Consider the following 12,715-nt stretch of genomic DNA (forward strand, 5'->3'; position numbering starts at 1 on the left):
CATTTGTGGCTGGCGGATTCGTCCGACCCCTGATCATTCAAGTTTGACTTGTTTTTTTGTGACTTGCCGTTTGCGCTGCGGGCAGAAATTCCCTATGCCTTGAACACAGAGCAGGATGCTCGGAACCTTTTCAGAACACGTGTGGTGCTAGGGAGCACGTGGGGTGGTGGAGGGTTCCGGGGGGTCGGAACCCTCCATTCTATTTTAAGTCCGTTGGCCTAGACGGTTACACCCGCCATTTCGCAGACAATTTTCCATTCAGCCTCAGTTACGGGCTGAACGGATAGGCGCGCGCTTTTCAGCAGCGCCATCTCTGTCAGGCGCGGATCCTTTTTGCACATGTCCAATGTCACGGGCATCGGCACGGGCCTGACGGCCTTTATATCCACACATTCCCATCGCGGGTCGTCGGTCGTGCTGTCCGGGTGCGCGGTTGCGATGACTTCGACAATTCCAACGACCGCTTTTTCGGTCTGCGAATGATAGAAAAAACCCAGATCGCCAACTTTCATGGCACGCATGTTGTTGCGTGCCTGATAGTTGCGGACGCCTGACCACTCTTCGCCCTCGTCCCCTTTGGCGACCTGATTGCTCCAGCTCCATTCCGATGGTTCGGATTTGAACAGCCAATAGGCCATTAGCCGATGACCTTTTTCCACTGCTGGACGGAAACGTCCGAGAACAGGCCAGCCTTTGCATAGGGGTCATTCGCGGCCCACGCCTGCGCGTCTTCCAGTGTGTTTACATCCACAATCACAAGCGATCCGACCATGTCGCCAGTCGGGGACAGAAACGGGCCGGCCTGCTCTACAACGCCGGTGGATTCGATATAGGCCAGATGGGCCGCGCGATTATCAAGGCGGGTTTGCAAAGCACCGACTTTATCAGTGCACATCAGGGCGAAACGCATGGGTTATTCCTTTTTTAAAGGTCGGGACAGCAGGGCCTCTATAGCCTGCGGGATTGAAAGAGTCTGGTCAAGAATAGCCGCGACACATGTAGTGATCGGCATGTCGATTCCGCGATTTTTGGCCAGAACAGTGACTGCTTTTGCGGTTGCTGCCCCTTCGATCGTGACGGATGGATCGAACGTTTGCCCCCTGCCCAGGGACACCCCGAACGCGGTGTTCCTGGAGCGTGCAGAGGTGCAGGTCAGCGTGAGATCACCAAAGCCCGATAATCCGGCAAGCGTCTTTTCGTCTGCCCCAAGCGCGTGCGCCAGACGCTGCATTTCGGCGTATCCGCGTGTCATAAGGGCGGCGCGCGCGCTTTCGCCCAGATCTGCGCCCATGACGATTCCGCAGGCAATGGCAATTACGTTTTTCAATGCCCCACCGAGCTCTGCCCCGGTGGTGTCTGCCGTGCGGTAAAGCCTTAGGTTCGCGGTGGAAAGGCTTTTCTGCAGCGATTTTCCAACACTCTCGTCTGCACAGGCAAGCGTCAGCGCGGTCGGCAATCCCTTGGCAATATCCGCCGCGAAACTGGGGCCGGTCAGGATGGCCGCTGTCGCATCGGGGCAGGCGGCGTTGATCAGCGCGACAGGCCCGAGGCCGGTAACGAGATCGACGCCCTTGCAGCAGGCCACCAGAATTTTGCCGTTCAGCAGGCTTTGGTATTCCGCCAGAAAATGGCGTAGCTGCTGCATCGGGACCACAATAAGAAGCGTGTCATTTGCGCAGCAAGTGTCAATTTCCGCCGAAACAGTGACTGTTTTCGGGAAGACATGGCCCCAAAGCCTTTTGCTGTTCTGGCGGGTTTCCTGCATGATCTGCGCATCCGCAGCGTTGCGCGACCAGAGCGATATGGCATTGCCTTCGCGGGCCAGAGTGATTGCAAGCGCGGTCCCAAAAGCGCCAGACCCGAGAACCGATATATTAGTCATGCCTTTGCGCCCTTCTTTCCCGAACCAAGCATCGAGGGGCTGATTTTGTCCAGAGGCCACCTTGGGTGCGCGGATAATGTCATATCATCCCGTTCGCCGCGGCGATAGCGCTCGATTCCGGCCCACGCTATCATCGCGGCATTGTCTGTGCATAAAGCGAGAGGCGGGGCGAGAAAGCGGACGCCTTTTTCATTTGAAATCGTCTCTAATCTCGCGCGAATGACCTTATTCGCGGCAACCCCACCGGCAACGGCAAAGGCCGGCTCGGGTGGCAATTCGGCCATATAGAGATCCAGCGCGCGGCGTGATTTTTCGGCAAGAACATCGCTGACTGCCAATTGAAAGCCTGCACAAAGATCGGCGCGGGACTGTTGCGTCAGGCCGCCGTTCTGAACAATCACCGCATCCCGGGCACGAAGCAACGCGGTTTTGAGGCCGGAAAAGGACATATCGCATCCCTGTCGGTCCAGAAGGGGGCGAGGAAAGGCATAGCGCGCTGCATCGCCTTTTTGCGCCTCGGCTTCGACCATGGGCCCACCCGGTTGCGGCAGCCCGAGAAGTTTGGCGGTTTTGTCGAATGCCTCGCCGGGGGCATCGTCGATTGTGCCGCCGATACGGGTGAAACGGTCTGCGCTGTGGACAATCAGGAATTGGCAATGCCCGCCGGACACAAGCAGCATCAAATAGGGGAAGGCCAGCCCGTCTGTCAGGCGCGGGGTCAGCGCGTGCCCGGCAAGGTGGTTCACGCCGATCAGTGGAATTCCCAATCCGGCAGAAAGGCCCTTGGCACACATGACGCCCGACAAAACCCCGCCAATCAGCCCCGGGCCTGCCGTGACCGCAATGGCATCAATATCCCGCAAGGTTAGAGACGCTTTTTCCAGTGCCTCCTCGACGCAATGGTCCAGCTTTTCGGCATGTGCCCGCGCGGCAATTTCCGGCACAACGCCGCCAAAGGCTGCATGCAGCGCCGTTTGGCCGGCAACAACCGATGACATGATCTGCGGTGGCTGGCCAACCGTATGGCGCACCACTGCGGCAGCCGTATCATCGCAGCTGCTTTCCAGTCCTAGAACGGTCAATGTATCGGTCATTTTGCACCAGTTGCGTGACGCCTTCATGGCAGGTAACACCGTGAGGCAGTTCAGACAATCCCGACAGGTGTGCCGAGATGCATCAGCGACCCCTTCTTATCATGACGCGGCCCCGCAAACAGGCAGAGCGGTTTGTGCAGGAGTGTCTTGACCAAACGGGTCCGGTGTTCGACGTCCTTGTGTCACCTCTGATCGAGATTGAAATGTTGAACCCGAACGCCGCTATATGGGCTGCTGAAACGCTGATCTTCACATCCGAGAATGGTGTGCAAAGTGTACTGGGGCAGGCGGACGTGACGGGCCGCACGGCATTTTGCGTCGGGGATCGAACGGCATCTGCGGCGCGCGATGCGGGGATGAATGCGATGTCGGCAGGCGGGTCTGTAAAGGACTTGGCAGCCCTGATTGCAGAGCATGCGCCGCGTCAGCCGATGGTTCACATCTGCGGAGAGCATACGCGCGGAAACATTGCGCAGACTTTGGTCGAGCTTGGTTTTGACGTAAGGTCGGTTGTCGCCTATCGTCAAGTAGAGGTCATGCTGACGTCCGAGGCGCGCAATGCCATTCAGGGGGAAAGGGTGGTTGTATTACCCCTTTTTTCACCCCGAACCGCTCGATTGTTCTTTGAGCAGGTTGGTATTGCCCGGGCGCCCACCCATGTTGTTGCGATGAGCAGTGCGGTCGCCTTCGAGGTTGATCTGAACGCGGTGCTGCGCTGCGTTGTCGCCGAATTGCCGACGTCGGGGGCGATGATCAAGGCAATCGCCGGTGTGATGCGCGACCTAAGGTCGCTTGAGGGTAGCTAGAGGCCAAGCTACATTGGTCGAATTGATGCGCGTTCGCGCCGCGTCAGGATGCATTGAGAGGATAGATTTCCAGTGGCAGATACAAGCGAGTCGACGCGTGGATCAGACGCAAAATCAACCACCGATACCGACGTTGTCCTGACGTCAGAGGATCAGGTCGAATTGCAAGACCCTGAAAAACAGGGCGTGGATCAAGACGCGTCTGCGGATGTTGCTGATGAGCCCTCGGTGCCATCTGACGAAGGTCAAGCGCCAGAGCCCGAAGCGACCAAGGCAACAAAGCGGCCGTCAGTGTTTGTGCCGATGTTGCTGGGCGGTGTCGCGGCGGCGGCCATTGGATTTGCCGTAGCGCGATACGTTATCCCCGAGGGCTGGCCGGTTGCGGGCGCCGGGGTTTCCCGGACGGCGCAGGATCTTGCAGCCCAAACCACAAAAGTTCAGACGCTTGAGGCGCAGGTTGTCACGTTGACGGATCAGGTGGGTCTTTTGCCGACGGCAGCCACCATTGCTGATTTGCAGACGTTCCGCGCCGAGACAGAGACAAGGCTTTCGGCGGTCGAAACCTCGATCGAAGGCACGTTGCAGGATTTATCCGATTTCGAAACCCGACTTGGCAAAGCAGAAATGCGTCCCCTAGGTGCGGGCGATGGTGCATCGGGGGCCGCGATTGGCGCCTATCAAAAAGAGCTGGATGAACTGCGCACGGCACTCGCGGTGCAGCGGACCGAGAACGCACAAATGGCTGCCAATATCGGCGCAGTCGCAGACAAAGCCCAGGCGCAGATTGAAGCCGCGCAACAGCAAGCCGCGTCAAAATCGCGGGCCGCGACGTCTCGTGCGGCACTTTCCCGCGTTCAGGCATCAATCGAAAGCGGGGCAGGGTACAGTGCTGCGCTGGCGGATCTGGCGGATAGCGGTGTCGAAATTCCCGCCACTCTGGCCCAAAATGCCGAGGCTGGCGTGCCTTCGGTCGCCGAGTTGCAGCGACGGTTTCCAGAACTTGCACGTCAGGCATTGGATGCGTCGATAAAGGCCACCGTCGGCGCTGGCGCGATGGATAAACTGGGCGCTTTTCTCCGCACGCAGGTCGGGGGCAGATCCCTTTCGCCGCGCGAAGGCGATGACCCTGACGCGGTGCTTTCGCGGGCCGAAGCGGCCTTGGGGAACGGTTCGGTGGCCGATGCGTTGACTGAGCTGGAAAGCCTTCCCGAGGCGGGACGCGAAGTGATGGCGCCCTGGGTGGCAAGCGCGACATTGCGCGTTGAAACGCTTGCGGCAGCGGATGCGCTGACCCAAAGCCTGAACCAGAATTAAGGACGCCGCGATGCTTTGGTCACTTTTCAAGATATTGATTTTTGTCGCTGCCATTGCGGCCCTTGCCCTTGGCGCGGTTGCATTGATGGATGCAGGCACGGCTCTTCGGATTGTCGTTGCGAACAAGGAATACGTTCTTGATCCGCTACAGGCCGTGATCGCGGCCCTTATTCTGGTGCTTTTGGTTTGGGTTTTGATCCGGGTTGTCGGGTTTCTTGTGGCGACGCTAAAGTTCCTGAACGGGGACGAAACGGCGATTTCCCGTTACTTTGACCGCAACCGAGAGCGCAAGGGCTTCAATGCTCTTGCCGAGGGCATGATGGCGCTTGCCTCTGGTGAGGGTCGTGTGGCGATGTCCAAAGCGGCAAAGGCCGAGAAATATCTGCATCGCCCCGAACTGACCAACCTGATCACCGCGCAAGCGGCGGAAATGTCCGGCGATACGAAAAAGGCGCAGGACGTTTACAAGCGCCTTCTGTCGGATGAGCGGACGCGGTTTGTAGGTATTCGCGGTATCATGAAGCAGCGCCTGGCCGAGGGCGACACGGATACCGCGCTAAAGCTGGCGGAAAAAGCCTTTGCGTTGAAGCCGAAACACGAAGAAACGCAAGACATCCTGCTGAAACTACAGGCAGAGCATTCCGATTGGTCGGGCGCACGCAAAACCCTTGGCACCAAGCTGAAGCAGGGAACACTGCCACGGGACGTTCACAAACGCCGCGATGCGGTTCTGGCCTTGTCCGAGGCCAAAGATGTTCTGGCCGAAGGCAACTCGATCGAAGCGCGCGAGGCGGCGATTACGGCAAACCGCATGTCGCCGGACCTTATTCCGGCGGCTGTCATGGCGGCGCATTCCTATATCGAGCAGGGCAAGGGAAAATATGCGGCCAGGGTTTTGAAAAAGGCATGGGATTCCCGGCCTCACCCCGATCTGGCGGCGGCCTTTGCCGATATTGCCCCTGAAGAGACCCCGCAAGAGCGCCTGACCCGTTTCCGAATGTTGACGCGATCGCAGCCGGACAGTCCGGAAACCAGAATGCTTTTGGCAGAGCTGAATATCGCCGCCGAGGATTTCCCCGCCGCGCGCAAGGCGCTTGGTCATTTGGCGACGGACGATCCGACCGCACGATCCCTGACGTTGATGGCGGCGATTGAACGTGGCGAAGGCTGCTCGGATGCGGTTGTTCGGGCTTGGCTGACAAAAGCCCTTAGCGCATCCCGCGGTCCACAATGGGTCTGCGACAAATGCCAGAAGGTCCACAAAATCTGGGGGCCGGTGTGCGACAACTGCGGTGGCTTCGACACCTTGTCATGGCGGGTTCCGGCAACTGGCGAAGTCGCAATGCCGTCCTCGACCGAAATGCTTCCGCTGATCGTGGGGGCGCTGGCCGACAAGCCGGACGACATTCTGGCCGAAGTGGATGACATTATTGACGCAGAAACGATCGAAGACGATCCGTCACCGGAAAAATAAGGCTATCGTTCGGGGGCAAAGGCTAATAGTAGCCCGCCAATGCCGCATACGATCGCTTAAAAATAACGGCTCGCCGGGGTAATTGAAAATACCCCTATCGACAAAACGCCAACCAGTTGCCCTTTCGACCAGGTTCGCGTCCCAACCGAAATAGTGAAACAGTAGACGTCTAATGTAATAATTGTGCAATTAGAAATTCCTAAACACCTACATACGCATTGCGCGCACGTCATCCAAGAAACCAGCCCACCAATCCGCAAGCTTCAACCGTTCGTCCCAGTGCTCACCGCGTGCATACGCGCGGCGCACCTCGTTTTTCTCAACATGGGCCAAAGCGCGCTCAATTGCATCAGGGTTCCATAGACCACTCTCGTTGGCCAGTGTGGAAAAGCTGGCGCGAAATCCGTGCGCGGTCATTTCCTCTCCCGAGTAGCCCATGCGCCGCAAGGCGGCGTTCAAAGTGTTCTCGCTCATCGGACGTTTCCAAGATCGTAGAGACGGGAAAAGGAATGTGCCCTCGCCCGTAATAAGTCGCAGACTTTCCAGCAGCGCCAGTGCCTGCCTTGGCAAAGGCACATTGTGCGGCTTTCGCATTTTCATTTTGTCGGCAGGGATAGACCAAACCGCAGCCTCAAGATCGAACTCGGCCCACATTGCATGCCTTAATTCGCCCGGACGTGGGGCAAGGATCGCAAGCAACTGCAATGCAATACGCGTCGTCGCCTGCCCTTCAAAGACCTCCACCGCGTTCAGTAACTTCCCAAGCGCACCAGGATCAGTAATTGCAGCGCGATGGGTAACCGTTGGGCGGATCGCCACCCGAAGCCAGTTGCGCTCGGGCGTCATCACGGACCTGGCGCGCGGTTGCCAAGGTCACTGAAGGATAAGCCCCGATAGAAAGCAATTTCTCAGCGCCGCCAATCCGATACTTGAGGCGCCAGAGCTTTGAGCCGTTTGGGTTCACCAACAGATACAGCCCATCAAAGTCGGCAATCTTAAATGCCCGCTCTTGGACCGTCAGGCTTCGAATCTTTGCATCGGTTAAGGCCATTCTGGGGGTATCTTTTTCACTAGGGGCAGTCGATACCCCCAATAATACCCCCAAAAGCTCTGGATGTACCCCCACGGGGCTGGACGGTATCGGACAACGATTTCCGGTAAAACCTTTATATACATAGGTTTTTCGGATGTCATCGGACTTTATCAAACTGGAAAGTGGTGCCTCAAGAGGGACTCGAACCCCCGACCTTGTCCTTACGAAGGACCTGCTCTACCAGCTGAGCTATTGAGGCACGCAACCATCCGTTTAAACGCAACGGGCGGTCCCTTCAAGACAGATTCAGAACGGAATTTCGTCGCCGCCATCATGCAAGGTAACCGGTGGACTTCCGCAAGGGGCATGACGGGCTTCCGGTGATGGCTGATCCGGCCCTTCGTCGATGATCGCTTCATCGTCTTCGGCCACCGCCACCAGCAGGTCTTCGAGCGCCAGTTCCAGCTGTTCGATCTCGCGTTCAATCTTTTCCGAGGATTTACCAAAAGCCAGTTTCTGCAACTTGACGATCCGCAGGCGCAGGGCTTGCACCAGTTGGTCATGAACCCGCAGCGTTGCAGATATCTTGGCGTTTTCTGCCTGCAATATCGCGATCATCGCCTTCAGAACGGCGGGATCGTCAGGCAGATTTTCAGCAGGTTTCGACATGCGCTTGACTACCAAAAATCAGACAAAGGGACCATATAAATATGGCATGTTAGGCAACAAAATCATCCCACCCGCGCAGGCGGAGCACCCCAATCCGGACGCCGCCAGTCGATCCCTTCCCACAACATCGCCAGTTGCGCCGAGGTCAGCCGCACCGCGCCATCATGAGCACTCGGCCACACAAAACGGCCCCGCTCAAGCACCTTGTAGTAGAGGCAAAACCCTTGCCCATCCCAGAACAGAAGCTTGATCCGGTCACCTCGACGGCCCCGGAACGCAAAAACCGCACCGCTGGCAGGCTTTTGCCGCAACACGTCCTGGGTCAGTGCCGCCAGACCCGCAATCCCCTTGCGCATATCGGTCACCCCGCAGGCCAGATACACGCGCACACCGGTGCCCGGCCCGATCATGCCCCGTCCACCGCACGGATCAACACAGACAGCGCAGCCGGGTTGATCGTGCTTTCAAAATGCAAGCTGCGCCCGCCACGCAGGCGTAATTCAACAGCAACCGGCGGCGGTGCCTCAGCGACCGGTGCCTGCGCCATCGGCAAATCCAACGGAAAGAACAGCGCCCCGGCATCAGGTGACCACAGACCCTTCTTCTTGAGGTCATGCCGCCACGCATAAATCTGTTGCCGGGTCACCTCATGGCGCTGCGCCACCTGCGTCACCGTCGCCCCGTCGATCCCGTCCGACGCGACAATCTCCAGCTTGTCCTCGTCGCGCCAAAACCGCCGCCGCTCGATCCCAAGAATTTCGCCACGCATCGCAGACCCCGCATTAGACACGTCGTTAACGACGTAGTTAAACACGTGCCTTAGATTATCGCCGCCGCGTCAGGCAGGCGGTGCCAATGGCGCGGTTACAGCCCGTCAGTCAGCCGTCTCCGGCCGACGTCAAACCGATCGCGCCGATAAACGGCGCTGAAAACATGAAAAATCGAGGTACCCCCACATAAATGGGACCACTTCGAATCAGTTTCAATATAGAAGCCGCATTTCATTTATAAGCTCACTGCGCACCCTTTGGGGCTAATCCCACGAATGTATTTACTGTTTGAGTGTGGTATTCCGTAGGAGACTGAGCGCAACGTTCCCCTTCGAGGTCGATGAGAAGATTTCTTGTATTTGTGAGCGTAACATAAAGAGCCGAATTAAGGCATCTTGCTTATTGCCGTCTTTGAACTGCGATGTATCAGGCGCACCAAAGTAGGTGTTTGCTTTATCCTTCATCGTGCCAAGCTGTTGATCCAAGTCAAGCGCACCAAAGCTTTTGGGAAGACCAAATGCTGTCTCAAAAACCTCTCTGAGGGGGGGGGGCTTCCAAGTATAGTGAACCACTTTGTGTTTTCGGTGGAATCTTTTCCTGCAATTACCCCCAATTCACGCTTTACATTAAGCGCTATGCGCATGTCGTCGTCTTGTTCCCCTACAGCCACTTCGAATTGAAGATCTTTGTATTGACCGGTGATCTTTTCCCCAAATGAGCTGTCATTAGATCTGGGGGTAGAGAAATCGCCAAATCCAAAGGCGGCGGAAAGGTTCAGATAACGCTTGTCGGAAAGCCTATTGGCAAGGGCCGTCTCATTCAGCGTTCCGCCCTCTAGGATCTTTTTTATGAAGAATTTATTGGAGATGTCGGCCTCTAATCCGAACGCCCCAAGCGCGACTTTCAAAAGGGTCCGGTCCGCCACCAATTCGTCGGCGGACCGGATGGCTCCGATCTTGTTCTTAAAATATTCTACCTCTCTTTTAAGAACCGAAGCCTTTTCAAAGGCCTCTTTCTGTGTCGCCAAGGTGCGGTTAAGAAAAGCCCAGCCTGCGTAGCCTTTTACTGGAAGAACAGGTTGGAATGTCATCTTGAATTCGTGGCCAACAATCTTTCTTCGCGTGGTAAAAGCGCACGAAGAGCTTTGAGAGATTGATAGAACTGGTTGGAAACTGCTGCGTTCGTCGCTTCCGCCAATAACGCACGGCTGTCTGTATCGGTTAAGACTTGGCTGAGTTGCTCTACTCCACGTAGAAGCTGAAAGCGCGCCTCTTGTGGAATGGCGTCACCGGATAAGATAAGCTGGGCGATATAACAAACCCGGCGCACTGGAGTGGTCACTTCGTCTGGATGGATGGCATCGCGTAACCTTAAAATATTTGCATTCGGCGTCATGATCGCCAATCTGCTGCGTCGTTCACCGTTTTCAACGACCGCTCCATTTATTAGAATTCGCTCCTTCGGATTGAGCTTAAGAACCAAACCGCTCATTTTCTGGCCTCTGCATCGCGCAACCCGCGCATCATGGACATATTTATCTCCACCAGAACATCTGCCTTGGCGGTTCGATCCATAACTTTTCCTGAATGTAGGGCCGTGAATTCAGCGAGGTAGAAAATCTGAGCGCGCAGCGATTGAGGCAACAGATTCTCTTCGTTTGCGACGTCTACAGCAAGGAGTGTCCAAAGTTGGCGGTTTGCATACAGGGCATCAACGAGATTTGGAAAACTTGCCTCCCCATTCTCGGCCGCATCCTTTAATCGGTGCGTTATGCGGGCAAACGCATCATATTCGGTCGTCCTTGGCATCCGCAAAGGGGTGGCTGACGACGAGTAGGCTGTTCGAGCCCGGTCAATGGCGTTCATTGGAGCGTTCTTTCAATTGTATGGATGCATTAAAAATGCTGCCAGAACCAAGACGGGTCGAGGTTAGAATTCACCCCGACCCTTGTGGTTTAGCGGAACAGCGACAGAATTGACTGCGGCGCCTGGTTGGCAATGGACAGAGATTGAACGCCAAGCTGTTGTTGCACCTGGAGCGCTTGCAATCTTGCGGACGCCTCCTCCATGTCGGCATCGACCAAGGTTCCGATCCCTGCTTTGAGCGAGTCCGAAAGCTTTCCAACAAACTCGTTCTGAATTGAAATCCTACCCTGCACAGAACCGAACGATGAAGCGGCATCGATCGATGTTTGGATCAGGCCCTCGATCGCGGCTAGGGCGGCATCGGATCCTTCAGTCGTGGTGACATTCATCGTTCCAAGCGCGGCAAGGCCCCCTGCCGCCACCCCGTCCGCAGCGCCGGATGCGGCCAATGTCAAATCGGCACCGGAATTATCGATGGAAAGTGTCACTTCGCCCGTGCCGCCATCCACATCTACCTGTGTAGACACACCGCTGGTGCCCGCCGCATCAATCGCGGCTTTCAGGCCATTCGCGACATCTTCGAATGTGTCACCATCGGAGGCAATGTAATCGTAGTTCGTGCCGCCTACCGCAACGCGGTAACTATCATTCGCAGCGACACTGGCGGAGGTGGAAAAGGAAACGGTCTCGGCGCGAGGGTCGATTGTCGCCGCCGAAAGCGTTGTTGTGGCAGAGCCAGAAGTTGTCGCGGTCAGCGCAGTGCTTGTAAAAGCATTTGCCGACGTCAATGTGACGTCTGATCCACTTGCAACGGCGGTGATTCCGGTTAACCCGGCGCTTGTAATCGCATCGGCTAACCCTGTCGCAACGTCGTCTGTTGATGTTGTGGCTGCGGTGAATGTAATGTCTGTTCCGCCAACGTTGAACGTAAATGTATCGGAGCCAGCGACAGTGCCGCCAATGGTCAATGTTGATGTATTTCCCGTTGCGCTGATCGTACCACTTCCCGCAGTCACGTTCGCAGACAGGCTTGCCCCTGTGCCGAAAGTCCCCGCTGTTGCCTCAAGATTCTGCCGGTCAACCTGAATTTGACTGGCAGAGACTGATCCGGACGAGCTTCGGTCAAGTGATGCAAGTACGTTTACGGCATCGGTCCCTTTTAGCAAGTTGAGGCCGTTAAATTGCGCTGAGTTGACAACAGTTGTGATCTGATCGCGCAACGCCGTAATGTCGGTGTTAATTTTTACCCGATCTACGTTCTGTTCTTGGGAGGCGACGATTTTACCTTTGATTTCAGTTAGCAAGTCGGTCACCGTCTCGGACGCTTGCCGCGCCACAGCGACGGTAGATTCACCCAAAGACAGGCTATCGGAAATTGCCTTGAAGCCTTTGACATCAGCCTCCATCACCTTGGAAATTGCCCAAATTGCCGAGTTATCCTTCGCCGAACTAACAGATTTACCCGTCGAAATTTCGTCCTGCGTTTTTGTCAAGCCTTGGTTAATAGACTTCAAGGTCTGCAATGCGACCATGGCACTGGTATTTGTAAGTATGCTGGACATTAGATTTCCTTTTTTCCAACCGCGCTTTTGCGCCGAACTAGAGTGGTCACCGCAACAATGCGGCGCTATGCGGCCTTCTAACCGTTGCGGCTGGCGTAGGACCTGATCCGCGCCACCCAATCATGGGTGCACATCCAAAACTGACGGTGAAAAGCTAAGAGTTTCCTAACGGTGTTTGTCAAACAAGTTGTCCGCCGATTTCATGCGGCGTCTCTGATTTCAGGGGCGCTGATTTCGGTTTCGGGG

General features: G+C 56.3%; 16 protein-coding genes, 1 tRNA gene and 1 pseudogene. 3 read left to right on the forward strand and 15 right to left on the reverse strand.

What is annotated here, in order from left to right; all coding sequences use genetic code 11:
• Positions 1–218 precede the first annotated feature (218 nt).
• Genes ACEN2R_RS04045 through tsaD form a run of 4 tightly spaced genes read right to left on the reverse strand, consistent with a single transcriptional unit; the run spans position 219 to position 2,976 of the window.
• Complete coding sequence (locus tag ACEN2R_RS04045; RefSeq protein WP_442039416.1) at positions 219–638, reverse strand: EVE domain-containing protein; 420 nt, start codon at positions 636–638, stop codon at positions 219–221.
• A complete protein-coding gene (locus ACEN2R_RS04050) occupies positions 638–910 on the reverse strand; it encodes a YciI family protein (RefSeq protein WP_442039418.1) in 273 nt (90 codons plus the stop codon). The genes ACEN2R_RS04045 and ACEN2R_RS04050 overlap by 1 nt, the downstream gene beginning before the upstream one ends.
• Positions 911–913: 3 nt before the next feature.
• On the reverse strand, positions 914–1,882 hold the full coding sequence (locus tag ACEN2R_RS04055; protein ID WP_442039420.1) for an NAD(P)H-dependent glycerol-3-phosphate dehydrogenase: 969 nt from the start codon (positions 1,880–1,882) through the stop codon (positions 914–916).
• Positions 1,879–2,976 (reverse strand): tRNA (adenosine(37)-N6)-threonylcarbamoyltransferase complex transferase subunit TsaD, encoded by a 1,098-nt coding sequence (gene tsaD / locus ACEN2R_RS04060; protein WP_442039422.1) that lies wholly within the window; start codon positions 2,974–2,976, stop codon positions 1,879–1,881. Before tsaD ends, ACEN2R_RS04055 begins: the two co-directional genes overlap by 4 nt.
• A gap of 77 nt (positions 2,977–3,053) precedes the next feature.
• Between tsaD and ACEN2R_RS04065 the strand changes: the two genes are divergently transcribed.
• The 3 genes from ACEN2R_RS04065 (at position 3,054) to ACEN2R_RS04075 (ending at position 6,570) form a co-directional block, all read left to right on the forward strand.
• Positions 3,054–3,782 carry a uroporphyrinogen-III synthase gene (locus ACEN2R_RS04065; RefSeq protein ID WP_442039424.1) on the forward strand — a complete coding sequence of 243 codons (729 nt, stop codon included), beginning with the start codon at positions 3,054–3,056 and terminating at the stop codon, positions 3,780–3,782.
• 72 nt (positions 3,783–3,854) lie between these two features.
• The gene (locus ACEN2R_RS04070; RefSeq protein ID WP_442039426.1) at positions 3,855–5,096 is read left to right on the forward strand and encodes a COG4223 family protein; all 1,242 of its coding nucleotides are present in this window, start codon (positions 3,855–3,857) and stop codon (positions 5,094–5,096) included.
• A gap of 10 nt (positions 5,097–5,106) precedes the next feature.
• Positions 5,107–6,570 carry a heme biosynthesis protein HemY gene (locus ACEN2R_RS04075; RefSeq protein ID WP_442039427.1) on the forward strand — a complete coding sequence of 488 codons (1,464 nt, stop codon included), beginning with the start codon at positions 5,107–5,109 and terminating at the stop codon, positions 6,568–6,570.
• A 207-nt stretch (positions 6,571–6,777) separates the two neighbouring features.
• Here the strand turns inward: ACEN2R_RS04075 and ACEN2R_RS04080 are convergent, their stop codons facing one another.
• The 11 genes and pseudogenes from ACEN2R_RS04080 to ACEN2R_RS04130 all read right to left on the reverse strand — a co-directional run bounded on the left by ACEN2R_RS04080 (position 6,778) and on the right by ACEN2R_RS04130 (position 12,469).
• Positions 6,778–7,416: a tyrosine-type recombinase/integrase gene (locus tag ACEN2R_RS04080; RefSeq protein ID WP_442039429.1), complete on the reverse strand. Its 639-nt coding sequence runs from the start codon at positions 7,414–7,416 to the stop codon at positions 6,778–6,780.
• Positions 7,346–7,621, reverse strand: coding sequence for an Arm DNA-binding domain-containing protein (locus ACEN2R_RS04085; RefSeq protein ID WP_442039431.1), 276 nt, complete (start codon positions 7,619–7,621; stop codon positions 7,346–7,348). Before ACEN2R_RS04085 ends, ACEN2R_RS04080 begins: the two co-directional genes overlap by 71 nt.
• Before the next feature lie 165 nt (positions 7,622–7,786).
• Positions 7,787–7,862: transfer RNA gene (locus ACEN2R_RS04090), tRNA-Thr, on the reverse strand.
• 163 nt (positions 7,863–8,025) lie between these two features.
• Positions 8,026–8,272: pseudogene (locus tag ACEN2R_RS04095) on the reverse strand (transposase domain-containing protein); the annotation flags it as partial.
• Between the two features lie 62 nt (positions 8,273–8,334).
• Complete coding sequence (gene tnpB / locus ACEN2R_RS04100) at positions 8,335–8,682, reverse strand: IS66 family insertion sequence element accessory protein TnpB (RefSeq protein WP_442039433.1); 348 nt, start codon at positions 8,680–8,682, stop codon at positions 8,335–8,337.
• Complete coding sequence (gene tnpA, locus ACEN2R_RS04105; RefSeq protein WP_442039435.1) at positions 8,679–9,041, reverse strand: IS66-like element accessory protein TnpA; 363 nt, start codon at positions 9,039–9,041, stop codon at positions 8,679–8,681. Before tnpA ends, tnpB begins: the two co-directional genes overlap by 4 nt.
• Positions 9,042–9,323: 282 nt before the next feature.
• Complete coding sequence (locus tag ACEN2R_RS04110; RefSeq protein WP_442039437.1) at positions 9,324–9,614, reverse strand: DUF1217 domain-containing protein; 291 nt, start codon at positions 9,612–9,614, stop codon at positions 9,324–9,326.
• Positions 9,503–10,132 (reverse strand): DUF1217 domain-containing protein, encoded by a 630-nt coding sequence (locus ACEN2R_RS04115; RefSeq protein WP_442039439.1) that lies wholly within the window; start codon positions 10,130–10,132, stop codon positions 9,503–9,505. The genes ACEN2R_RS04110 and ACEN2R_RS04115 overlap by 112 nt, the downstream gene beginning before the upstream one ends.
• Positions 10,129–10,533 (reverse strand): flagellar biosynthesis repressor FlbT, encoded by a 405-nt coding sequence (gene flbT, locus ACEN2R_RS04120; protein WP_442039441.1) that lies wholly within the window; start codon positions 10,531–10,533, stop codon positions 10,129–10,131. Before flbT ends, ACEN2R_RS04115 begins: the two co-directional genes overlap by 4 nt.
• The gene (gene flaF / locus ACEN2R_RS04125) at positions 10,530–10,907 is read right to left on the reverse strand and encodes a flagellar biosynthesis regulator FlaF (protein WP_442039443.1); all 378 of its coding nucleotides are present in this window, start codon (positions 10,905–10,907) and stop codon (positions 10,530–10,532) included. The genes flbT and flaF overlap by 4 nt, the downstream gene beginning before the upstream one ends.
• An 89-nt stretch (positions 10,908–10,996) precedes the next feature.
• Positions 10,997–12,469 (reverse strand): flagellin N-terminal helical domain-containing protein, encoded by a 1,473-nt coding sequence (locus ACEN2R_RS04130; protein ID WP_442039445.1) that lies wholly within the window; start codon positions 12,467–12,469, stop codon positions 10,997–10,999.
• Positions 12,470–12,715: the final 246 nt, after the last annotated feature.

Source organism: Pseudogemmobacter sp. W21_MBD1_M6 (assembly GCF_052119585.1).
GTDB lineage: Bacteria > Pseudomonadota > Alphaproteobacteria > Rhodobacterales > Rhodobacteraceae > JBGQOJ01.

Coding starts and splice junctions, on each gene's coding strand:
- ACEN2R_RS04130 (WP_442039445.1), bottom strand. CDS start 12,469: ATGTCCAGCATACTTACAAATACCAGTGCCATGGTCGCATTGCAGACC.
- ACEN2R_RS04085 (WP_442039431.1), bottom strand. CDS start 7,621: ATGGCCTTAACCGATGCAAAGATTCGAAGCCTGACGGTCCAAGAGCGG.
- ACEN2R_RS04075 (WP_442039427.1), top strand. CDS start 5,107: ATGCTTTGGTCACTTTTCAAGATATTGATTTTTGTCGCTGCCATTGCG.
- ACEN2R_RS04065 (WP_442039424.1), top strand. CDS start 3,054: ATGCATCAGCGACCCCTTCTTATCATGACGCGGCCCCGCAAACAGGCA.
- ACEN2R_RS04080 (WP_442039429.1), bottom strand. CDS start 7,416: ATGACGCCCGAGCGCAACTGGCTTCGGGTGGCGATCCGCCCAACGGTT.
- ACEN2R_RS04055 (WP_442039420.1), bottom strand. CDS start 1,882: ATGACTAATATATCGGTTCTCGGGTCTGGCGCTTTTGGGACCGCGCTT.
- ACEN2R_RS04115 (WP_442039439.1), bottom strand. CDS start 10,132: ATGACATTCCAACCTGTTCTTCCAGTAAAAGGCTACGCAGGCTGGGCT.
- tnpA (WP_442039435.1), bottom strand. CDS start 9,041: ATGCGTGGCGAAATTCTTGGGATCGAGCGGCGGCGGTTTTGGCGCGAC.
- flaF (WP_442039443.1), bottom strand. CDS start 10,907: ATGAACGCCATTGACCGGGCTCGAACAGCCTACTCGTCGTCAGCCACC.
- tnpB (WP_442039433.1), bottom strand. CDS start 8,682: ATGATCGGGCCGGGCACCGGTGTGCGCGTGTATCTGGCCTGCGGGGTG.
- ACEN2R_RS04045 (WP_442039416.1), bottom strand. CDS start 638: ATGGCCTATTGGCTGTTCAAATCCGAACCATCGGAATGGAGCTGGAGC.
- tsaD (WP_442039422.1), bottom strand. CDS start 2,976: ATGACCGATACATTGACCGTTCTAGGACTGGAAAGCAGCTGCGATGAT.
- flbT (WP_442039441.1), bottom strand. CDS start 10,533: ATGAGCGGTTTGGTTCTTAAGCTCAATCCGAAGGAGCGAATTCTAATA.
- ACEN2R_RS04050 (WP_442039418.1), bottom strand. CDS start 910: ATGCGTTTCGCCCTGATGTGCACTGATAAAGTCGGTGCTTTGCAAACC.